We start from the raw sequence: 21,305 nt of genomic DNA, 5'->3' as shown, positions 1-21,305 counted from the left end.
TATGAGCGAAGCATCGGCATCGCTGCCCGCGGGAGTGGGCGTGAAGCGTCGCCACGGCGCGACCGGCGATCGTATTTTCTATTGGATAGTTCTGGGCTGCGGTCTCTTCGTTCTGGCAGCGCTGCTGGCCGCGGCGACTTCCATGGCCTTGAGCGGGTTTCAGGCATTCCGGACCTTCGGTCTGGGCTTCCTCACCGGCACGGAATGGGATCCCGTTGCCCAGCAGTTCTCGGGGCTTGTCCCGATTTATGGCACGCTGGTCACTTCGGTGCTTGCCATGATCATCGGCGTTCCGATCAGCCTGGGTATTGCCGTCTTCATTACCGAAGTCGCACCGCGCTCGGTTCGCGGCCCGATCGGCGGGGCGGTCGAACTTCTCGCCGGCATCCCGTCGATCATCTACGGCATGTGGGGTCTCTTCACCTTCGCTCCCTTCATGTCGGATTATGTGCAGCCGGTACTGATCGACTGGCTAGGCCCGATTCCGGGGATCGGCGCGCTGTTCTCCGGCGCTCCGCTCGGAATCGGCATGCTGACGTCAGGCATCGTGCTGGCGATCATGATCATCCCGTTCATTTCCTCGGTCATGCGCGACGTCTTCCTCGTCGTGCCCGCGCAGCTGAAGGAATCGGCCTATGCGCTCGGCTCGACCAAGTGGGAAGTGGTGCGTGACATCGTCATCCCGCACACCCGCACCGCTGTCGTCGGCGGCATCTTCCTCGGTCTCGGCCGCGCCCTTGGCGAGACGATGGCGGTGACCTTCGTCCTCGGCAACACCCACAATATTGCGCTGTCGCTGATGGAGCCCGGCACCTCGATCGCCGCCACGCTCGCCAACGAGTTTGCCGAGGCTTCGGACGATCTCTACCGGTCGTCGCTCGCAGCCCTTGGCCTCATCCTCTTCGTCGTCACCTTCATCGTTCTGGCGGCCGCCAAGCTCATGCTGCTGCGCATGGCCAAGCAGAGAGGGGAGTAGTATGGCCAGTTCTTCCGGTTCCCTTTATCGCCGCCGCCAGATCGGCAGCGCAATTGCCCTGACGCTTTGCGGCTTCGCGACCGTGCTCGGCCTGGTCTTTCTGGTCTGGATCCTCTGGACGACGCTGATCCACGGCCTGGCCGCGCTGAGCCCCGCTCTGCTGACTGAAATGACGCCGCCGCCCGGCGAAGACGGCGGTGGCCTCGCCAACGCCTTCATGGGCAGCCTGCTGATGGTCGGCCTGGCCGTCGTCATCGGCACGCCGATCGGCGTGCTGGCCGGCACCTACCTGTCGGAATTCGCGCGCGGCAAGAAGCTTGGCGAAACAATCCGCTTCGTCAACGATATCCTGCTCTCGGCGCCGTCGATCATTATCGGCCTGTTCGTCTACGAGCTGGTCGTCCGCCCGACGGCACGCTTCTCCGGCTTTGCCGGCGGCATCGCGCTCGCCTTCATCTTCCTGCCGGTCGTGGTGCGCACGACCGACGAGATGCTGCGCCTGGTTCCCGATGTCATGCGCGAGGCGGCATTGTCGCTCGGCATTCCGCGCTGGAAGGTCACGGTCAACGTGCTTTATCGCGCCGCCTCCACCGGCATTCTGACCGGCATCCTTCTGGCGATCGCCCGCATTTCCGGCGAAACCGCGCCGCTCCTCTTCACGGCTCTGAACAACCAGTATTGGAGCCTGGATATGTCGCAGCCGATGGCGAACATTCCCGTCGTCATCTTCCAGTTTGCTATGAGCCCCTATGAGCAATGGCAGAATCTCGCCTGGGCCGGCGCCTTCGTGATGACCGCTGTTGTTTTGATCCTGAGCGTCCTCTCGCGCTCCGTCCTGAACCGAAAAGGTGGGAAATGATGCTTCAGTCCTCGGAGACGTTCGAAACTGCCAGCAAGCCGGAAAAGCTGCTCGCCAAAGACAAGATCGCGCTTGAGAAGGTCAATTTCTATTATGGCGAAGCCCACGCGATCAAGGATGTCAGCCTCACCTTCCCCGAGCGCCAGGTCTCGGCCCTGATCGGTCCGTCCGGCTGCGGCAAGTCCACGCTGCTGCGCATCCTCAACCGCATCTACATGCTCTATCCGAAGATGCGCGCCACCGGCTCGATCAAGCTCGACGGCAAGAACATCCTCGATCCGGGCTTTTCGATGAACGAGCTGCGCGCCCGCGTCGGCATGGTATTCCAGAAGCCGGTGCCGTTCCCGATGTCGATCTATGACAATATCGCCTACGGCATTCGCCATCATGAGCGCCTCAGCAAGGCCGACATGGATGACCGTGTCGAGCAGGCGCTGCGTCAGGCCGCCCTCTGGGATGAGGTCAAGGACAAGTTGAAGGGCAGCGGGCTTGGCCTTTCCGGCGGTCAGCAGCAGCGTCTCTGCATCGCCCGCGGTGTGGCGCTGCGCCCTGAGGTGCTGCTTCTCGACGAGCCGACGTCGGCCCTCGATCCGATCTCGACCGCCAAGGTCGAAGAGCTGGTCTCACAGCTCAAACGCGACTTCACGATCGTGATCGTCACTCACAACATGCAGCAGGCAAGCCGCATCTCCGACAACACCGCCTTCATGTATCTCGGCGAACTGATCGAATACGGCCCGACCGCTGAGATTTTCCAGTCGCCGAAGGTCAAGCGCACGGAAGACTACATCACCGGCCGCTACGGCTGATTGGCGTTTCAGGGTGAGGAGCCTTGTGACAATGGCGAGCTGGGTCGGCTGGACGCGATAGGATCAACCTGCGCTTCCTGCGTGTTTGACCACCTAGATCGCCAACGTGCTGCCGAATGCAAGCGACGCAGAGTCAGCCGAATGACTACCGCCTCGAAGACGCCGGGGCGTCGAGGCTTGTGCATCTTCCCTTCGGGAAGGCGCCGCGGCCCTGACGCGGTCCCCCGAGAGAGCCGCATCGAGCGGCGGTCGCGAGATGTGGCCCTTTATCGGGGGTTCAGCCTGATCTGGGCGCTGTTGACGCACGCCTTCGGCCGCGGGCCGCTTGCCGGCAGCGGCGTGATCTTTCTCACCGAGACCGGCACGTTCGGAAATCTCCATTCCGAGGGCTGGGAGAATATCGACAACGGGCTGCTTGAAGGCATCAAATCGACCGGCGCTCAAAGCGTGCTCGTCCCTCGTTACGGCATTATGCCGCAGATCGTTTCCGTTATCCTCAGCCCAGATGCGCTACCAGTGGGATTCGAACCGCGGGACGCCACCATCATCGGCGCCATCGGCTGATGGGCCCAGGGCTCACTGATCGATCACAAGGCAGTGGTGGCGATGCCGCCATCATCATTCTGTCACGGAAATCTTTTAGCCGGGGAGCCTGCTTGCGGTTCGCCGCCAAATCACTGCACATTGCGCTCCCCCGTTTCGATGATCCCCAGGACAAAAGCCTTGCGCTACGCTCTCTATTTCTCGCCGCCGAAGGATGATCCCCTGACCGGCGCGGCCTCGCGCTGGCTCGGCCGCGACGCCTTTACCGGCGAGACCTATCCTGCCCCGGCCTATGAGCAGCTCGGCCAGGCAGAGCAGTTCGAACTGACCGCCGATCCACGCCGCTACGGCTTCCATGCCACGATCAAGGCACCGTTTGCGCTTGCCGCCTCCGTCACCGAAAAGGACCTGATGGCCTTTGCCGAGGATTTTGCCGCGCGCACGCCGGCCTTCGAGATTCCCGAACTCGTGCTCGGCCAGCTCGGCCGTTTTTTTGCGCTCGTCCCCAGTTCCCTTCATCAACCTCTTCAGGATTTCGCCGCGAAGGTGGTAAAGTCTTTCGAACCGTTTCGCGCGGCGCTGTCGGAGGCCGATATCGCCAGGCGCAATCCGCAGAAGCTCAGCGACAGCCAGCGCGCCAATCTGCAGCGCTGGGGTTATCCCTACGTCATGGAGGATTTCGGCTTCCACATGACGCTGAGCGGGCAAGTGCCCGAAACCCGCGCCGAGGTGATGAAGGCGATTCTGACCGAGCGTTTTGCCGGTTTCACCGGCCGGCCGCTGTCGATTTCCAGCCTTGCCGTCTTCGTCGAGGAGACGCGCGGCGCCCCGTTCAAAGTTCATTCCTGGCTGCCGCTTTCCGGCGCCAAAAGCTGAAAGACCTGACGAGATGAGCAAAGAGACCGTGTTTTCGAATGCCCGCATCGTTCTCGAGGATGACGTCCTCGCCGGATCGATCCTCATCCGCGACGGCGAGATCGCCGACATTTCCGAAGGGAATTCGGTAGCCGGCGAAGATTTCGAAGGCGACTTTATCATTCCGGGCCTCGTCGAGCTGCACACCGACCATCTCGAAGGCCATTATCAGCCGCGCCCCGGCATTCGTTGGAACAAGACCGCCGCGGTCCAGGCACATGATGCGCAGATCGTCACATCGGGCATCACCACGGTGTTCGACTGCCTGCGCATGGGAGCGGACGAGGACGGCGGCTTCGAACATGGCGAGATGCGCGAGATGGCCGATGCCATCCAGTCGGCAGAGCGGGAAGGCCGGCTGCGCGCCGAGCACCTTCTGCACCTGCGCTGCGAGGTCTCCGCCGACAATGTGCTTGAACATTTCGCCGACTTCGAAAACGATCCGCATGTGCGGCTCGTCTCGCTGATGGATCATGCGCCCGGCCAGCGTCAGTTCCAGACGATGGATCAATATATCTTCTACTACCAGAAGAAGCGGGGCTTGAGTGACGAGGTCTTTGCCCGTTTCGTCGCCAAGCGCCAGGCGGAATCGGCACGCAATTCGACGCCGCACCGCAACGCCATCGCCAAGGTCTGTGCCGAACGCGGCATCACGGTTGCAAGCCATGACGACGCCACACTCGCCCATGTCGACGAGGCGATCGACAACGGCGTGCGGCTTGCCGAGTTTCCGACCAGCTTCGACGCCGCCCGCGCCTCGCACGAGCATGGCATGAGCGTACTGATGGGCGCGCCCAACATCGTGCGCGGCAAATCCCATTCCGGCAACATCGCCGCCCGCGACCTCGCCGAAATGGGCGTGCTCGATGTGCTATCCTCCGACTACGTGCCGCTCAGCCTGCTGCACGCACCCTTCATCCTCGCCGACGAGGTCGAGAGCATCACGCTGCCGAAGGCGATCGCCATGGTGACATTGACGCCTGCCCGCACCGTCAGCCTCGACGATCGCGGTCGCATCGCGACCGGGCTGCGCGCCGATCTCGTCCGCGTCCACCGTTCGCACGGCGTGCCGGTGACACGCTCCGTCTGGCGCCAGGGACGCCGTGTCGCATGACGCCGCACGAACCCCATCCCGGTGCCGGAGCCGAGCGCGGCATCATGGTCGTCGTCGTCGGGCCGAGCGGCGCCGGCAAGGACACGCTGATGAACCTTGCCGCTCGGCATTTTTCGGGCCGCGCCGACGTTCATTTCACCCGCCGCGTCATTACCCGCCACCGCGGCGCCGGCGGCGAGGACCATCTTTCCGTTTCCCTCGAAGGGTTTGCGGCGATGGAGCAGTCTGGCTCCTTTGCCGTCTGGTGGGAAGCGCATGGTCTGAAATACGGCATTCCGGCCGAGGTCTCGGTGGCGCTTTCGAGGGGCGATATCGTCGTCGCCAACGGCTCGCGCTCGGCGCTGCATCGCTTCCAGGCCGCCTTCCCGCGGCTGAAGGTCATCAACGTCACCGCCACCGCCGAAGTGCTCGCCAGCCGGCTGGAGGCGCGTGGGCGCGAGACACATGAGGATATCATGGCGAGACTCGCCCGCGGACCGCTGACGGTGCGCGGCGATTACGATGTGACGGAGCTCGACAACAGCGGCTCCATCGAAGAGGCAGAGCAGAAGATGATCGCGATCCTCGACGGGCTGCTGGCCGAGGTGCACTGACCGGGGCTCGAAGACATGCGCGCCATCAAAGTGGTCGACTACGATCCCTCCTGGCCACGCCTCTTTGGGGAAATCCGTGGCGAGGTCGCCGCCTTGCTCGGCAGCTTGGCGCTTTCCATCGACCATATCGGCAGCACGTCGGTGCCCGGCCTCGCCGCCAAACCGAAGATCGACCTCGATGTCGTCGCGATCTCCGACGACGTTCTGCCGATGGCGATCGACGCGATCAGCGCTGTCGATTTCGTCTTCCACGGCGATCGGGGAGAGAAACGCTGGGCCTTTACCCGAGATCACGACGGATACGGATTCAGGCTCTATCTCTGCGGCCCCGCGAACCACGCCCATCGGGAGCGGCTCCTGTTTCGCGACTATCTCCGGGATCACCCCGGAAGGGCCACAGCCTACGCAGGGCTGAAACGCCGGCTGGCTATGGAGGCACACGGCGACAGCGATTTCTACACCGGCGGCAAGACCGAGTTCGTCAACGAGACGCTGCGGCTGGCGAAGTTGGCCTGAGATCGGAGTGCCGCTGCACTCCTTCGCCTCCGATCAGTCGCCATCGCCCCGCCCGGAAACGATCTCGCGCTTGCCGACATGATTGGCCGGGCCGACCATGCCTTCCTTTTCCATGCGTTCGACCAATGAGGCGGCGCGGTTGTAACCGATGCCGAGGCGGCGCTGGATGTAGGAGGTCGAGCACTTCTTGTCGCGCATCACCACCTTGACCGCCTGCTCGTAGAGTTCGTTGCCGTCCTCGGAGGCCATGGCGCTCTTGTCGAACACGGCGCCGGTCTCTTCCTCTTCCGGCTCTTCCTCTTCGTCAGCAGTGACTGTGTCGAGATATTCGGGACGCCCTTGCGTTTTCAGATGGGCAACGACCTTCTCGACCTCAGCATCCGAAACGAAGGGACCGTGCACGCGGGCAATCCTGCCGCCGCCCTGCATGTGAAGCATATCGCCCTGGCCGAGCAGCTGCTCGGCGCCCTGTTCGCCGAGAATGGTGCGGCTGTCGATCTTCGAGGTGACCTGGAAGGAAATGCGGGTCGGGAAGTTTGCCTTGATCGTGCCGGTGATGACGTCGACCGAGGGGCGCTGCGTCGCCATGATCAGATGGATGCCGGCGGCACGCGCCATCTGCGCCAGACGCTGGATCGCGCCTTCGATCTCCTTGCCGGCGACCATCATCAGGTCGGCCATCTCGTCGACGATGACGACGATATAGGGCATCGGCGCAAGATCAAGCTCCTGCTGCTCCTCGATCGGCGCACCGGTTCCCTTGTCGAAGCCGGTCTGGACCATGATATGGATGGTCTCGCCCTTTTCGCGCGCCTGAGAGACGCGGCCGTTATAACCGTCGATGTTGCGCACGCCGAGGCGCGACATCTTACGATAACGCTCCTCCATCTCGCGCACCGCCCATTTCAGCGCCATGACGGCCTTCTTCGGGTCGGTGACGACGGGCGTCAGGAGATGCGGGATACCGTCATAGACGGAGAGCTCGAGCATCTTCGGGTCGACCATGATCAGCCGGCACTGTTCCGGCGTCATGCGGTAGAGCAGCGACAGGATCATCGTGTTGATGGCGACCGACTTGCCCGAGCCGGTGGTGCCGGCGACGAGCAGATGCGGCATCTTCGCGAGCTCAGCGATCACGGGCTCGCCGCCAATGGTCTTGCCGAGGCCGAGCGCCAGCTTAAAGCCGCTCTTGTCGAAATCCTGGCTCTCGATCATCTCGCGGAAATAGACAGTCTCACGCGTGACATTCGGCAGTTCGATGCCGATGACGTTGCGGCCGGGGACCACGGCGACGCGGGCCGAAAGCGCCGACATCGAGCGGGCGATGTCGTCGGCGAGGCCGATGACGCGCGATGACTTCACGCCAGGCGCCGGCTCGAATTCATAGAGGGTGACGACGGGGCCGGGGCGGACATGAATGATCTCGCCCTTGATGCCGAAGTCCTCGAGCACGCTTTCCAGAAGGCCGGCATTCTGCTCCAGCGTCTCCTGCGACATGATCTCGCCAAGCCGTTCCGGCGGCTCTTGCAACAGGGCCCGCGGCGGGAACTCATAGCCGGATGCATCGACCTTTTCCGGTCTTGCCATCAGGCGCGGCGACGGCAAGACGGCGGCCACCGGAGGCGTCGGCCGAGGCGCCGCCTGGGGCAGCGGTGTCGCCTGGGGCAATGGTGTAGTCTGGGGCGCCGGTGCAGCCTGCGGCATTGGCGCGGTCTGGCGTGCCTCGGGCACGCCTCTCGGCGCCAGCACGATCGGCTCCGGAGCACGAACCGGCTTTTCCAGGGATATCGCGGCCCGCGGCCGCGGGGCTGCCGATGCGGGGCTTGCGGCCGGCGGCTGGACCGGGCGCGATGCGGCGGGAACCGTTTTCGGCGCGCCTGGACGCCATTCCATGACGCGGAACAGGGCGGTGATCGATTCGGGCGTGGTCTCGATTTTCGGAACAACGATCGAGGGCGTGCGGACCGGCTCGCCTTCTTCGAAGGCCATGACTTCCCAGAAGGCGAAATCGGAAATCGAAGACAGTTCGGAAGCCGCGCGCAAGGCGGGCGCCTCCGCCCGGCCGGAAGCCGGCGGCTGCGGCGTCTCGATCATCGGAACCGGCGCTGCGGCAAGCTCGCCCGGCTCCGGCAGATAGATATCGAAAGGCACATCGACGGCGACCGGTTCTATCCGTATCGCCTGTTGTTCGAGCTGCGGTTCGTCGCGAACGGGCTCGTTCGGCAAACGGCGCCGGCTGATCAGCGTTTCCGGGGTGCGGGTGAAGCGGACATTCGGCGCGAGCGAGAAGTTGCTCTGCCAGATCGGCGCCGCCGGCCTTTCGCCCGGATTTTCCTCAGCAAGCTCTGTTTCAAGCCCGCTGGAAAAATCTGCGGCATCCGTCAAATTGGTTCTGGGAAAACGCATGCGTCCGCTACTCACTCATGCCTAACAAATTACGACCCTACCGGGATAGAAAAGGAAGGTTAATAAGTTCCTTCCAGCCGCATCGTTCCGATACAGCGCTCAGAGGAATATCGTTGTTATTTCAATAAGGTGCGCGAAACGGAAAAATCTTTTTCGGTTTGGGGAGGCGCTCAATGCGCCTCGTCCCAATTGGTGGCGGCGCGGGCGTCGACGCGCAGCGGCACGCGCATTTCGAGCGCCGGCATGGTGGCATTTTCCATGACCGAGACGATGATCGGCATCGCCTTGTCGACATCCTCATCCTCGACTTCGAAGATGAGCTCGTCGTGCACCTGCAAGAGCATGCGCACACGCTCGGCAAGACCGGCTTCAGCCAGCGCCGGCTCCATCTTGATCATTGCCCGACGGATGACGTCGGCCGCCGAACCCTGGATCGGCGCGTTGATCGCTGCCCGCTCGTTGAAGGCGCGCACGGACGGATTGGACGAGCGGATTTCGGGGTAGTTGATGCGCCGGCCGAAGATCGTCTCGACATACCCCTTGTCGCGCGCCATCGCCTTGCGGCTTTCCATATAGTCGCGGATGCCGGGGAAGCGCTCGAAATATTTCTTGATATAGTCGCCGGCTTCCGACCGCTCGATCGAAAGCTGATTGGCAAGGCCGAAGGCGGAGATGCCGTAGATGATGCCGAAATTGATCGCCTTGGCGCGACGGCGCACTTCGCTCGGCATGCCTTCGACGGGCACGCCGAACATTTCCGAGGCGGTCATGGCATGGATGTCGACGCCATCCTCGAAGGCCTTTGTCAGCTGCGGGATCTCGGCCACATGGGCAAGCACGCGCAGTTCGATCTGGCTGTAATCGGCAGAAATCAGCTTGTGGCCCGGCGTCGAGATGAAGGCAGTGCGGATCTTGCGGCCTTCGGCGGTGCGCACCGGAATGTTCTGCAGGTTCGGCTCCGAGGAAGACAGGCGACCCGTCGTCGTCGAAGCCAGCGAGTAGGAGGTGTGGACCCGTTTGGTCTCCGGATGCACATAGCCGGGAAGCGCGTCGGTGTAGGTGGATTTCAGCTTGGTGAGCTGGCGCCAGTCGACGATCTTGCGCGGCAGTTCGAACCCGGCGGCGGCGAGATCCTCGAGCACCGAGGCGGAGGTCGACCATTGCCCGGTCTTCGTCTTGCTGCCGCCGGCAAGACCCATCTTGCCGAACAGGATATCGCCGAGCTGCTTCGGCGAGCCGATATTGAAACGCTCGCCGGCCAGCGTGTAGATCTCATCCTCCAACCGCGCCGCACCCTGGGCCAGTTCGCCGGAGAGACGCGACAGGATCTGTCGATCGACGGTGATCCCCCGCGCTTCCATGCGCGCCAGAACCGGCAGCAGCGGCCGCTCCAGCCGTTCATAGACGCTGGTCAGCCCGGCTGCCGCCAGCCGCGGTTTCAGCACCAGCCAGAGGCGCAGCGTCACATCCGCATCTTCGGCGGCATAATGGGTGGCGCGATCGATATCGACCAGATCGAAGGTAACGTTCGCCCTGCCGCTGCCGGCCACATCCTTGTACGGGATCGGCGTGTGGCCGAGAAATTTTTCCGACAGCGGATCCATGCCATGGGCGCCGGTGCCGGCGTCGAGCACATAGGAGATCAGCATCGTGTCGTCGAAACTCTTCGTCTCGATGCCGTAGCGCTTCATCAAGAGATAATCGTATTTCAGGTTCTGGGCGACCTTGAGAACCGATTCGTCCTCCAGCAGCGCCTTCAGCCGCGGCAGGGCATCGCGCATGGGGACCTGGTTTTCGGCCAGGCCGCCGCCGAGCAGATCGCCGACGCCATTCTTGTGGCCGAGCGGCACATAGGCGGCGCGGATCTTCGTGCCGGTGGGATCGGCGACATTGTCGGCAATCGCCATCGAGAAGCCGACGAGCTCGGCCTGCATCGCATCAAGCGACGTGGTCTCGGTATCGAAGGCCACGAGGCCGGTGTCGCGCGCATCGGCGATCCATCGGTCGAGCGTCGCCAGATCACGGATCGTCACATAGGCGGAATGATCGAAGGGCAGCGCCGCAAAGGCCTCGGCGCGCGCCTTGGCAAGATCGGCCGGTGAAAAGGCGCCTTCGACCGCGGCCTTTGCCTTCGCACGCGGCGGCACGGGCACCGCTTGCCCCGAGACATCAGGGATGCCGCCGGCGACCGGCGCCGGCTCGGCCGCATCGAGATCGGGACCATGGGCGGCATCACCCCATTCGATGCGGACGACCGCCGGTTCGATGGCGCTCGCATCGCAATCGCAAACTTCGGCGACGCGACGCGTCAGCGTCGTGAATTCCATTGTCTTGAGAAAACCGATCAGCTTCGGACCGTTTTGCGGCTCCAGCACCAGCGCGTCGAGATCGAGATCGAGCGGCACGTCGGTGCGCAGCCGCACCAGTTCGCGCGAAAGCCTCGCCATCTCGATATTGGCAAGAATCGTCTCGCGGCGTTTGACCTGCTTGATCTCGGTGGCGCGTTCGAGCAGCGTGTCGAGATCGCCGTACTCCTCCAGCAGCTGGGCGGCGGTTTTCGGGCCGATGCCGGGAATGCCGGGCACGTTGTCGACGGAGTCGCCGGTCATCGCCTGCAGGTCGATCATCTTTTCCGGCGGCACGCCCCATTTCTCGACGACATCGGGAATGCCGATCTGCTTGTCCTTCATGCTGTCATACATGTGGACATTCGGCGTGACGAGCTGCATCAGGTCCTTGTCGGAGGAGACGATGGTGACATCGGCCCCCGTTGCCTCGGCCTGGCGGGCATAGGTGGCGATAATGTCGTCGGCCTCGAAGCCTTCCGTTTCGATGCAGGGCAGATTGAAGGCACGGGTTGCCTCGCGGATGAGCCCGAATTGCGGAATGAGCTCTTCGGGCGGAGCCGAACGGTTCGCCTTGTAGGCGTCGTAGAGATCCTTGCGGAATGTCTTGGCGGAATAATCGAAGATGACGGCAAGATGCGTCGGCGTCACCCCGACATCGGTATTGCGCGCATCTCTCAAGAGCTTCCACAGCATGTTGCAGAAGCCGGATACGGCGCCGACCGGCAGGCCGTCCGTCTTGCGCGTCAGCGGCGGCAATGCATGAAACGCCCGAAAGATGAATCCGGAACCGTCGACAAGGAAGAGGTGATCGCCTTTTTTCATGCGTGCATGGATAGCGCGGGCATGGAACGAGGTCCATATATAGTTCGACGCATCAAGCGATTCCGGCATCAGGTTCAAGCAATTACCCGGAAGGGATTGCCGCTCACCAAACTGTTACCGATTTGTAACGTGGCGTGACCCTTGAAAAACCACATTCGCAGCTACAAATCCATGTCACCGGCGCTTGATCGCGCCGCGGGTCTGATTACCGGCTTGTCCCCCGCCGCGTCAGGCTTGGACAAAGGCCTTATCCCCCTCTCCGGGCCTTTGTCCCCATTTTAAAGTCGCCATGGCCAACCTCCAGGTCATGGCGACTTTTGTTTTTCCAGCTCATCGAAACGATGGCGAAGCCTGCATTTTTTGGAGCGTCCTATGCGATTTGCTGCATTGTCTCCGGCATGGTTTTGAGCCTAACTTGCAATCATGGGATTTAACCGCATGGATTCGGGAGCTTACCTTGCCAGCCAGCTGGCGAAGGGTTTTGCGCGCTCGCTGCACCGGCGCGCGGTCGGGCTCGGGTTTTCTCCCGGTCAGTTTCCCATTCTGCTGGAACTCTGGGGCGAAGAAGGCCTGACCCAGAAACAGCTGCTCGAGCGGGTCGATATCGAGCAGGCGACCATGGCCAATACGCTGTCGCGCATGGTCCGCGACGGACTGATCGAACGCCGGCCGCATCCGTCGGACAAGCGGGCGCAACTGATCTTCCTGACGCCGAAGGCGCGTGCCATGGAAGCCGAGGCGATCGAAAGCGCGCGCGAGGCCGACCTCGCGCTGTTCAAGGGCTTTCGGGCTTTCGAGCGCGAACTGACGCTCGAATATATCCGCCGGCTGCTGGAAAACGCCAAGGCGCTCTGACCGGCATTACTCGCCGGCAAGACGGGTGGGTCGCCGCCACGACATCGACGGATCGTCCGTTTGGGGTGTCGAGGCCAGGGAGCCTTCGCGGGCAGCGAGCTTGATGCTCGGCTCGACATCCGGCCTGCCGAGCAAAAACCCCTGCACCTGCGCACAGCCTTCTTCGACGACGATCTGGCGCTGCGTCTCGGTTTCGACGCCTTCCGTCACGACAGGCATGCCGAGGCTGTGACCGAGGCCGATGATCGCGCGCACGATCGAACGCGCGGCCGCGTCATGCTCCAGCATGCCGGTGAAGCTGCGGTCGACCTTGATCTTGTCGAAAGGGAAGGTTCGCAGGTTGGATAGCGACGAAAAACCGGTGCCGAAGTCGTCCATGACGATGTGAACACCCAGGCTGCGCAGACGCTGCAGCGTGGCCATCACCCGGTCGCGATCACGGATGAGAGCGGCCTCGGTGATCTCGATTTCCAACCGGCCGGGTGCAAGCCCCGTTTCCTTGAGGATTGCCTCGACCCGCTCGCAAAGGTTTGGCAACATGAACTGCACCGGCGAAACATTGACGGCGATCCTCAGCGGATCCGACCAGCGAGCGGCTTCCCTGCAGGCCTGCTGCAGCACCCATTCGCCGAGCTGGACGATCGACCCGCTTTCCTCGGCGATCGGAATAAAGATATCCGGCTCGCTGAGGCCGTGTCCCGGCCGGTTCCAGCGCATCAAGGCCTCGTAACCGCTGATATCGCCGCTCTGTGCATCGAGAACCGGCTGATAGCTGACATGGATCTGATTGCGGGTGATGGCGTGGCGCAGTTCGCTTTCGATCTGGCGGCGGGCTCGTGTGGCCTCGTCCATTTCCGCATTGAAGAAACAGGCCTTGCCGCGGCCGCCGTGCTTGACCCGATAGAGTGCGATATCAGCGTTGTTGCAGATCTCGTCCGGATCGCTTCCGTCGGCCGGATAAAGAGCGATGCCGAGGCTGACGCCGACGGCGGTCGGGTCGCGCGCCATATCCATCTCGGCGGCGAATTCGTCGAGGATCGCGGCCGCGAGCTTCTGGGCGGCCGCCGGTTGCTGTCCGGCGGCTTGAATGATGGCAAATTCATCACCGCCGAGACGGGCGATCGTATCGCGTTCGTCGGCCACGCGACGCAGGATCGAGGCGACCTTGCAAAGAATGCGGTCGCCTTCGGCGTGGCCGAAAATATCGTTGACGGTCTTGAAGCGATCGAGATCGATATAGAAGAGGGCAACCTCGCTGTTCTTTCCCTTGGCCATCTGCAGCGCCTGGCGCATGCGCTTGTCGAACAACGACCGGTTTGGAAGGTCGGTGAGGACATCGTGGTGGGCGAGGTGTTCGATGATCTCCTCGGCCTGCCTGCGTTCGGTGAGATCGCGCACCGCCAGCACGTCGCAGTTGTGGCCGCGATAGACGATCCTGCTGGTGTTCACTTCGACGGCGATCTCCCTGCCGTTCCTGGTGTTGAGCAGGGTTTCGCCGGGCCCGTTCTGTCCCTGGACGGCGGTTAAGACCATGGAGGGCGCCTTGCCCGAGAGATCGGCAAGCTTCCAGCCGGAAAGCCCCTGAAAGCGTTCGTTGGTATCGATAATCCGGCCTTCCCGCAGGATCAGCAATCCTTCCTGCGAAGCATTTGCCAGTCCCCTCAGATCCGTCAGGTGGCTTTCGAAAAAAACCACGGCAATCGCGACCAGGATGAGAGCTATGGCCGCCACCACGACGATCGCGGCCAGCAGGCTGGTGTCCAGCACCGTTGCCGGAACCTCTTTGCCGGGATCCGGCAGGAGCGTGATGCTGGCCATCGAAATGAAATGGAGTGCGCAGATCGCAAGGACGAAGGTGATCGACGAGGCGAAGAGCCGTCTCAGACCCTTCAAGTGGAAGAAGGCGTGGAAGGCGATACTCGACAGCAGCGCCCCCGCGATAACCGCAGTCGCGGTCATATACGGATCGTAGAGGATTTCCGCCTGTGTCTCGATCGCCTGCATGCCGGTGAGGTGCATCGAGGCGATGCCGAGCGCCATCAGCACACCGCCTTGGATGCGCGAAAAACTGCCCCGGTTTCGCGAAGCGACGAGGATCGCCGCCCACGAACCGATCACTGACAAGAGGAAGGAAAGCGCCGTCAGGCCCAGCTGATAGCCGATCGGCATGCCGCCGTCATAGGCCAGCATCGCGATGAAATGGGTTGCCCAGACGCCGGTGCCGAAGGCGAAAGCCGACGCACCGATCCAAAGCTTGCGACGCGCGGCATCGCATTCCTGGGCGCGGGAAAGCGGCAGCATTGCTGCCATTGCGCCGATCAGGCAGACCACGACCGCCGCGAGCACCAGCCGCCAATCGTGATCGTCGCGAATACAAGTAATGACCGAAAACATCTCACCCCTCGTATAGCTGTATTCGGTCAGGTTATTTTGGTTGTGCTAAATAACTGTAAATTGAATTAGGATGTTCTTCTATACCGTCTGACAAATCTTCCCGACGCTGATCCATATCTGGCCACGTCCGCCACGCCAGTTTTGCCTTTTCCGCCTCGCCTGCTCTGCTGGTTTGGTCTATCGTCCGGCCAAATTTCAAAAAGGAGTCGAAAATGACGGATGTACAACAGGTGCTTGCACGCGCGGATCAGAACCTTTCCTCAAGTTTGGAAAAGCTGTTCGAGCTTCTGCGCATCCAGTCGATTTCCACCGATCCCGCCTTCAAGGCGGAATGCCGGAAAGCCGCCGAATGGCTGGTCGCCTATCTCCAGGGCATCGGCTTCGACGCTTCGGTGCGTGATACGCCCGGCCATCCGATGGTGGTCGCCCATCATGCGGGGGCCTCTGCCGATGCGCCGCACCTTCTGTTCTACGGCCATTACGATGTGCAGCCGGTCGATCCGATCGAGCTCTGGGAAAACGACCCCTTCGAGCCGTCGATCAAGGATATCGGCGAGGGCCGCAAGATCCTCACCGGCCGCGGCACATCGGATGACAAGGGCCAGCTGATGACCTTCGTCGAAGCCTGCCGCGCCTACAAGGAGATCAACGGCGCCCTTCCCTGCCGCATCACCATTCTCTTCGAGGGCGAGGAAGAATCGGGCTCGCCGTCGCTGAAACCTTTCCTCGAAGCCAATGCCGCCGAGCTGAAGGCCGATTATGCGCTTGTCTGCGATACCGGCATGTGGGACCGCGACACGCCGGCAATCGCCGCGGCGCTGCGCGGCCTCGTCGGCGAGGAGGTGGTCGTCACTGCCGCCGACCGCGACCTGCATTCCGGTCTGTTCGGCGGCGCGGCGGCAAATCCGATCCATATTCTCGTCGAGGCCCTTGCCGGCCTGCATGACGAGACCGGTCGCATCACGCTGGACGGCTTCTATGACGGTGTCGAGGAGACGCCCGACAACATCAAGGCGTCATGGGAGACCCTCGGCAAGAGCGCGGAAAAATTCCTCGGCGAAGTCGGCCTTTCCATTCCCTCCGGCGAAAAGGGCCGCTCGGTGCTGGAACTGACCTGGGCGCGGCCGACCGCCGAAATCAACGGCATCTGGGGCGGATATACCGGCGAAGGCTTCAAGACGGTGATCGCCGCCAAGGCTTCGGCAAAGGTTTCGTTCCGGCTCGTCGGCACCCAGGATCCGACCGCCATCCGCGAGGCTTTCCGCAGCTATATCAGGTCGAAAATTCCGGCCGACTGCTCGGTCGAATTCCATCCGCATGGCGGCTCGCCGGCGATTCATCTCTCCTATGACTCGCCTCTGCTGACCAAGGCAAAGACGGCGCTTTCCGACGAATGGCCGAAACCCGCCATCGTCATCGGCATGGGCGGCTCGATCCCGATCGTCGGCGACTTCCAGAAGATGCTCGGCATGGAATCGCTGCTCGTCGGCTTCGGCCTCAGCGACGACCGCATCCATTCGCCGAACGAAAAATACGAGCTTGTCTCCTATCACAAGGGCATCCGCTCCTGGGTGCGGATTCTTCAGGCGCTTGCCGCCTGAGGGGAACCGGCGCGTCCCACGCCTCCCCGCGACAACAAAAAGGCCGGTTCAAACCGGCCTTTCGTCATCCGCTCGTCTCAGTGCCAGTTCATCCGTGGTCAAGGAGAAAGCGGTATTGCAACGAGACTGCCTTGGAAAGGTTAACGAGCGGTTAACGACACCTGCACAAGCGTCTGCGATATCGAGACGCCATGTCACATCATAAATCCCCCTCGTTCAAGCTGCGTTCATCGCGACCTCAATATAAGCCTTTGAAAGACAAGGAAAATGGTGGCGCGCCAACAAATGCCGGCGATCGCTCTATCTTTGCGCCATATGGCATATGCCTCAAGGAAACGCAGCCAAGCGCTGCTGAAAACACGCCAACGAGGAGTGAGAAGCGTGAAAAAGCTCATCGTCAAGATCGCCGCGGCCGCGCTGCTTGTGCTGGCTCCGGCGATAGCCCATGCCGCCGAGGGTTACTCGACGGCGAATGTCAACATGCGTGCAGGACCAAGCACGCGCTATCCCGCCGTTGCAGTCATCCCCGCCGGTTCTTCCGTCGAAATCCGCGGATGTCTTTCCGACGTCAACTGGTGCGACGTCGAATTCTACGGCGGCCGCGGCTGGGTTTCCGGCCAGTATGTGCAGGCCGTCTACCAGCAACGCCGCGTCTATGTCGGTCCGGAATATTACCGTCCGCTCGGCATTCCGATGGTTACCTTCAGCGTCGGCAATTATTGGGACCGCTACTACCGCCACCGCGATTTCTATCGCGAGCGGGACCGCTGGAGCCGCGGTCCCGACTACTATTATCGCGACCGCGACTACCGGGATCGGGATTACCGGCCGCGCGAGTATCGGGATCGGGATTACCAAGCCCGCGAATACCTGGATCGTGACCGGGACCGGCGCGACGACGACCGCAGGGAGGAACGCCGCAGAGAGGTCCGCAGGTATGACGACAACAGGAGTTCGAACTTCCGTGATCTGCCGCAGCACAGAGGCGGTAAGCCCGATACCTACAACCGCCCGGATCCCAGGACTTCGCCCTTTGTCTGCCGCCCGGGCGATCCGTCCTGCGGCAATTGAAATATCGAGGGCGGCAGCAATGCCGCCCTCTCTGCATGGGCGGGTTCAATGCGACGGCGGAGCCGAAAAAAAGCCCGGCGCTCCTTGGGGGGATGCACCGGGCCTGATGTCGATCGGCGCGCGTTGAGGGGAGACGGCCGATCATAGGCGGGACGTGAGGGGGGTGTCCCGCTGCTCATTAAACAATCGTCGAGCCTATTGGTTCCGCGCTGCGCATAATTCCTTAAATCAGAAATCGCATTTGATCGCTGCAACGCGTCACCAGCCGTTGTTTACGCCACGCGTGGCTGCGAAGGGCTGTCCGCGGCAGGCGCGCGATCTGCCGGCTTCAGCGCGCGAGACGGAGGGACAGCGAGGCTGCGGCTGAGGCAAGCCCTGGTCCGCGCGAGATCAACGACAATTTGCTGTGAGTGCAGCATGTCGCTCTTGTTTTGCCGGATTCCTTATAGCAATTTTGCGGTATGCGGATCGATCCTGATCCGTTCGAGGCTGGAACCCTGATGACGCAAGACTACCTGGCTCCCTTCGGGCTGTTTGGCCCCCGGCCGGCGGCCGCGGACGTTACCGTTTGGCATAAATTCAACCCCATCCTTCCTGTGCGCCTGACCGATGGAGCAAGCCTGAACCCTTCCGGCCAGATCTGGCGCCGCTTTCATATGGGCGAGTGGGAATACAAGCAGGATCCGGAAACGCTCGAGGACTACGAAGCCCGCCAATATTGAAGGGGCAATGCGACGCGCCGTCGTTTGCCGCCCTTTAACACCCCGTTAAATCGCCGCAATTACAGTTCAACCGGATGATCGCGTCGGCTGTTGTGTCGTTCTTGAACCCGAATCGGTTTAAGGCAAGTCATGCAGTTCTTCGAAGGGCTACAGCGCTCCTTGCGCGTCTGGAAAGACATGCGGCGCTGCAGGGCGCCGTTACGCGAAGCGGGCTTTGCGATCGAACAGGGGATGCGACCGGTCGGCGATGGCAGGCAGAGGCAGATCAAGCGACAGAATAGAACCGTCCTTCAGCGGCCGCCCGGCCCGCGACGATGACGAATTTTCGCTCGATGCCGATGACCGCGTCGTCGGCAGCAGATCGGCGCGGCGCGGCGGTTCCAGGCCTCCGCCGCAGCGCGCCGCCCGCCAGCGGCGGCGTGAGCCGCGCGAGCGTGAAGGCGGGGGATTTTTCAGCTTTCTGCGCCGTGCAGTCTACTGGTGCGTCGTGCTTTTCATCTGGACCGGCATCGGCCTTGCCGGGCTAGTCGTGTATTACGGCGCGCGCATGCCGAGCGCCAGCACATGGGCAATTCCCGAGCGGCCGCCGAATGTCAAGATTGCCGCCGTCGACGGCAGTGTCATCGCCAATCGCGGCGCCACCGGCGGCGAGGCGCTGTCGCTCGAAAACATGTCGCCCTACATTCCCGAAGCCGTCATCGCCATCGAAGATCGGCGCTTTTATTCGCATTTCGGCGTTGATCCGCTCGGCCTCGGCCGGGCGATCGTCACCAATTTCACGGCCGGCCACATGGTGCAAGGCGGCTCGACGCTGACGCAGCAGCTAGCGAAGAACCTCTTCCTCTCCCCGGAAAGAACCCTGGAGCGCAAGGTGCAGGAGGTGCTGCTCTCGCTCTGGCTGGAGCAGAAATACACCAAGGACCAGATCCTTGCGATGTATCTCAATCGAGTGTTCTTCGGATCGAACGCCTATGGCGTCGAGGCGGCGTCGAGGCGCTACTTCAACAAATCGGCGCGCGACGTGAATCTCGGCGAGGCTGCCGTGCTGGCCGGCTTGCTCAAGGCGCCGTCGCGGCTTTCGCCGGCCCGCGACCCCGAAGCCGCGAATGCGCGCGCCCAGCTCGTGCTCACGGCGATGCGCGAGCAGGGTTTCATCACCGATTCCGAGGTCAAGACCGCGATGTCGCAGACCCCGGCTTCGGCCAAGAGTTACTGGTCGGGCGCCGGGCATTATGTCGCCGACATGGTGATGGATGAACTGCCGAGCCTGATCGGCGATGTGAAGGAAGACGTCATCGTCGATACGACCATCGACAAGTCGCTGGAAAAAAAGGCCGAGCAATCACTGGTCGATGTGCTCGACAAGGAAGGCGGCAAGCTCGACGCCTCGCAGGCAGCACTCGTCTCGATCGATGGCACCGGCGCCATCCGGGCGCTCGTCGGCGGCAGGGACTATGCAACGAGCCAGTTCAACCGCGCCGTCAAGGCCAAGCGCCAGCCGGGATCCTCGTTCAAGCCTTTCGTCTATGCCGCGGCGCTGGAAAAGGGACTGACGCCCTTTTCGGTGTTCAACGACGCCCCGATCCGCATCGGCGACTGGACACCGGAGAATTACGAGAAGAAATACAACGGCGAAGTGACGCTCGCCACTGCGCTTTGCAAGTCGCTGAACACGGTCGCCGCGCAGCTGGTCATGTACGACGGGCCCGACCAGGTGATCAAGCTTGCCCACCGGCTCGGCATCGAAAGCGAACTGCAGCCGAACGCCTCGATTGCGCTCGGGACGTCGGAAGTGTCGCTGATGGAACTCACCGCCTCCTATGCTGCCTTCATGAACGGCGGCTACAAGGCGACGCCGCACGTCATCCGCCGGGTGACGACCGCAGACGGCAAGGTTCTTTACGAAAATACCTATGATAGCCCACCGCGTGTACTGTCCGAGCAGATCGCCGCCGAGATGAATGCGATGATGATGGGCGTCATCGAAAGCGGCACCGGCAAGAGCGCCAAGATCCCCGGGTGGCAAGCGGCGGGAAAGACCGGCACGACGCAGAATTCACGCGACGCGCTGTTCGTCGGCTTCACCAGCAACCTCACGACAGGCGTCTGGTTCGGCAATGACGACGGCAAGCCGATGAGGAAGGTGACCGGCGGTGGCCTTCCGGCCAAGGCCTGGAAGGAATTCATGATCGCCGCCCACAAGGGTCTTTCGCCAGCGCCGCTCTTCGGCAACGGCCAGCTGATCGGCGATCCCAACGGCCAGCCGATGGCGCAGGCAGCACCGGACGGCGGGCAGCCGGTTACGGCCGAAGCGCCGCCGCCCACGACGATCGGCGGCATTATTTCCGGTGTCTTCGGCGGCAACGAGAATGCCAACCGCTATCCGCAGGCGCCCGTCCGGCAGCAAACTGCGCCGTCAGGAAACGGTCCGGTTCCGCCTGCCGACATTGCCGAAGGCGACGGTTCCGGCTATGGAAATGTTGTGCCGCCCGGCGATGTCGGGACGCCGCAGACGACCTCTTCGGTGCAGCCGCGGCGCACGACGCTGCTCGATCTGATCATGGGCCAATGAGACGTTTGCATCGCGCCTGCGAGCAGGCGCGATCTGCAAAACGCATCGCGCCTCTTCAGATTCGCCTACATAATCGAGGCCTTTGCCTGCCGCATGTCTCTGCCGTAAAACCGCCGCACGCCGTTGCAGAACATGCGCAGAAATCCGCCGCGTCCCTGCTATGGGCAGACCTTCTTCCCGGCTGCCGTC

General features: G+C 62.5%; 15 protein-coding genes and 1 pseudogene. 13 read left to right on the top strand and 3 right to left on the bottom strand.

The features are described 5' to 3' along the window. Nucleotide 1: 1 nt before the first annotated feature. The 8 genes and pseudogenes from pstC (at nucleotide 2) to J2J99_RS00955 (ending at nucleotide 6,325) form a co-directional block, all read left to right on the top strand. Nucleotides 2-976 (top strand): phosphate ABC transporter permease subunit PstC, encoded by a 975-nt coding sequence (pstC, locus tag J2J99_RS00990; protein WP_168295643.1) that lies wholly within the window; start codon nucleotides 2-4, stop codon nucleotides 974-976. 1 nt (nucleotide 977) lies between these two features. Beyond that, on the top strand, nucleotides 978-1,835 hold the full coding sequence (pstA, locus tag J2J99_RS00985) for a phosphate ABC transporter permease PstA (RefSeq protein ID WP_168295645.1): 858 nt from the start codon (nucleotides 978-980) through the stop codon (nucleotides 1,833-1,835). Next, nucleotides 1,835-2,644, top strand: a complete 810-nt coding sequence (pstB, locus tag J2J99_RS00980; RefSeq protein WP_168295819.1) for a phosphate ABC transporter ATP-binding protein PstB — start codon at nucleotides 1,835-1,837, stop codon at nucleotides 2,642-2,644. The genes pstA and pstB overlap by 1 nt, the downstream gene beginning before the upstream one ends. Nucleotides 2,645-2,926: 282 nt before the next feature. Further along, a pseudogene (locus J2J99_RS00975) lies at nucleotides 2,927-3,205 on the top strand (PhnE/PtxC family ABC transporter permease); the annotation flags it as partial. A gap of 162 nt (nucleotides 3,206-3,367) precedes the next feature. Then, nucleotides 3,368-4,063: a DUF1045 domain-containing protein gene (locus J2J99_RS00970; protein ID WP_168295647.1), complete on the top strand. Its 696-nt coding sequence runs from the start codon at nucleotides 3,368-3,370 to the stop codon at nucleotides 4,061-4,063. A 13-nt stretch (nucleotides 4,064-4,076) separates the two neighbouring features. Continuing rightward, complete coding sequence (locus J2J99_RS00965; protein WP_168295649.1) at nucleotides 4,077-5,216, top strand: alpha-D-ribose 1-methylphosphonate 5-triphosphate diphosphatase; 1,140 nt, start codon at nucleotides 4,077-4,079, stop codon at nucleotides 5,214-5,216. Then, entirely contained in the window at nucleotides 5,213-5,809 is a 597-nt protein-coding gene (gene phnN, locus J2J99_RS00960) for a phosphonate metabolism protein/1,5-bisphosphokinase (PRPP-forming) PhnN (RefSeq protein WP_168295651.1), read from the top strand. The genes J2J99_RS00965 and phnN overlap by 4 nt, the downstream gene beginning before the upstream one ends. A gap of 15 nt (nucleotides 5,810-5,824) precedes the next feature. Further along, the gene (locus tag J2J99_RS00955; protein ID WP_168295653.1) at nucleotides 5,825-6,325 is read left to right on the top strand and encodes a GrpB family protein; all 501 of its coding nucleotides are present in this window, start codon (nucleotides 5,825-5,827) and stop codon (nucleotides 6,323-6,325) included. Nucleotides 6,326-6,358: 33 nt separating this feature from the next. Here the strand turns inward: J2J99_RS00955 and J2J99_RS00950 are convergent, their stop codons facing one another. Together J2J99_RS00950 and polA are read right to left on the bottom strand one after the other, a co-directional pair. After that, nucleotides 6,359-8,731, bottom strand: coding sequence for a DNA translocase FtsK (locus J2J99_RS00950; protein WP_168295655.1), 2,373 nt, complete (start codon nucleotides 8,729-8,731; stop codon nucleotides 6,359-6,361). Nucleotides 8,732-8,901: 170 nt separating this feature from the next. Next, nucleotides 8,902-11,901 carry a DNA polymerase I gene (gene polA / locus J2J99_RS00945; RefSeq protein ID WP_168295820.1) on the bottom strand — a complete coding sequence of 1,000 codons (3,000 nt, stop codon included), beginning with the start codon at nucleotides 11,899-11,901 and terminating at the stop codon, nucleotides 8,902-8,904. A 438-nt stretch (nucleotides 11,902-12,339) separates the two neighbouring features. Here polA and J2J99_RS00940 point away from each other — a divergent pair, with 438 nt between their 5' ends. Further along, a complete protein-coding gene (locus J2J99_RS00940; RefSeq protein WP_168295657.1) occupies nucleotides 12,340-12,756 on the top strand; it encodes a MarR family winged helix-turn-helix transcriptional regulator in 417 nt (138 codons plus the stop codon). Nucleotides 12,757-12,762: 6 nt separating this feature from the next. On the opposite strand, the gene J2J99_RS00935 is transcribed toward J2J99_RS00940, so the two are convergent. Next, complete coding sequence (locus tag J2J99_RS00935) at nucleotides 12,763-15,150, bottom strand: bifunctional diguanylate cyclase/phosphodiesterase (protein ID WP_168295659.1); 2,388 nt, start codon at nucleotides 15,148-15,150, stop codon at nucleotides 12,763-12,765. Nucleotides 15,151-15,362: 212 nt separating this feature from the next. On the opposite strand from J2J99_RS00935, the gene J2J99_RS00930 reads away from it, so the two are divergent. The 4 genes from J2J99_RS00930 (at nucleotide 15,363) to J2J99_RS00915 (ending at nucleotide 21,116) form a co-directional block, all read left to right on the top strand. Next, on the top strand, nucleotides 15,363-16,751 hold the full coding sequence (locus J2J99_RS00930) for a dipeptidase (RefSeq protein ID WP_168295660.1): 1,389 nt from the start codon (nucleotides 15,363-15,365) through the stop codon (nucleotides 16,749-16,751). Between the two features lie 381 nt (nucleotides 16,752-17,132). Beyond that, nucleotides 17,133-17,822, top strand: a complete 690-nt coding sequence (locus J2J99_RS00925; protein ID WP_168295663.1) for an SH3 domain-containing protein — start codon at nucleotides 17,133-17,135, stop codon at nucleotides 17,820-17,822. A gap of 500 nt (nucleotides 17,823-18,322) precedes the next feature. Next, nucleotides 18,323-18,544: a hypothetical protein gene (locus J2J99_RS00920; protein WP_168295821.1), complete on the top strand. Its 222-nt coding sequence runs from the start codon at nucleotides 18,323-18,325 to the stop codon at nucleotides 18,542-18,544. A gap of 247 nt (nucleotides 18,545-18,791) precedes the next feature. After that, nucleotides 18,792-21,116: a transglycosylase domain-containing protein gene (locus J2J99_RS00915; RefSeq protein WP_168295665.1), complete on the top strand. Its 2,325-nt coding sequence runs from the start codon at nucleotides 18,792-18,794 to the stop codon at nucleotides 21,114-21,116. Nucleotides 21,117-21,305 lie beyond the last annotated feature (189 nt).

Source organism: Rhizobium binae (assembly GCF_017357225.1).
In the GTDB taxonomy this organism is placed as follows: Bacteria; Pseudomonadota; Alphaproteobacteria; order Rhizobiales; family Rhizobiaceae; genus Rhizobium; species Rhizobium binae.
Note: the sequence above shows the minus strand (reverse complement) of the source record. Positions and strands in the feature narration are given on the sequence as shown.

Coding starts and splice junctions, on each gene's coding strand:
- J2J99_RS00920 (WP_168295821.1), top strand. CDS start 18,323: ATGACGCAAGACTACCTGGCTCCCTTCGGGCTGTTTGGCCCCCGGCCG.
- phnN (WP_168295651.1), top strand. CDS start 5,213: ATGACGCCGCACGAACCCCATCCCGGTGCCGGAGCCGAGCGCGGCATC.
- pstB (WP_168295819.1), top strand. CDS start 1,835: ATGCTTCAGTCCTCGGAGACGTTCGAAACTGCCAGCAAGCCGGAAAAG.
- J2J99_RS00955 (WP_168295653.1), top strand. CDS start 5,825: ATGCGCGCCATCAAAGTGGTCGACTACGATCCCTCCTGGCCACGCCTC.
- J2J99_RS00935 (WP_168295659.1), bottom strand. CDS start 15,150: ATGTTTTCGGTCATTACTTGTATTCGCGACGATCACGATTGGCGGCTG.
- J2J99_RS00950 (WP_168295655.1), bottom strand. CDS start 8,731: ATGCGTTTTCCCAGAACCAATTTGACGGATGCCGCAGATTTTTCCAGC.
- J2J99_RS00915 (WP_168295665.1), top strand. CDS start 18,792: ATGGCAGGCAGAGGCAGATCAAGCGACAGAATAGAACCGTCCTTCAGC.
- J2J99_RS00930 (WP_168295660.1), top strand. CDS start 15,363: ATGACGGATGTACAACAGGTGCTTGCACGCGCGGATCAGAACCTTTCC.
- pstA (WP_168295645.1), top strand. CDS start 978: ATGGCCAGTTCTTCCGGTTCCCTTTATCGCCGCCGCCAGATCGGCAGC.
- pstC (WP_168295643.1), top strand. CDS start 2: ATGAGCGAAGCATCGGCATCGCTGCCCGCGGGAGTGGGCGTGAAGCGT.
- J2J99_RS00940 (WP_168295657.1), top strand. CDS start 12,340: ATGGATTCGGGAGCTTACCTTGCCAGCCAGCTGGCGAAGGGTTTTGCG.
- J2J99_RS00965 (WP_168295649.1), top strand. CDS start 4,077: ATGAGCAAAGAGACCGTGTTTTCGAATGCCCGCATCGTTCTCGAGGAT.
- polA (WP_168295820.1), bottom strand. CDS start 11,901: ATGAAAAAAGGCGATCACCTCTTCCTTGTCGACGGTTCCGGATTCATC.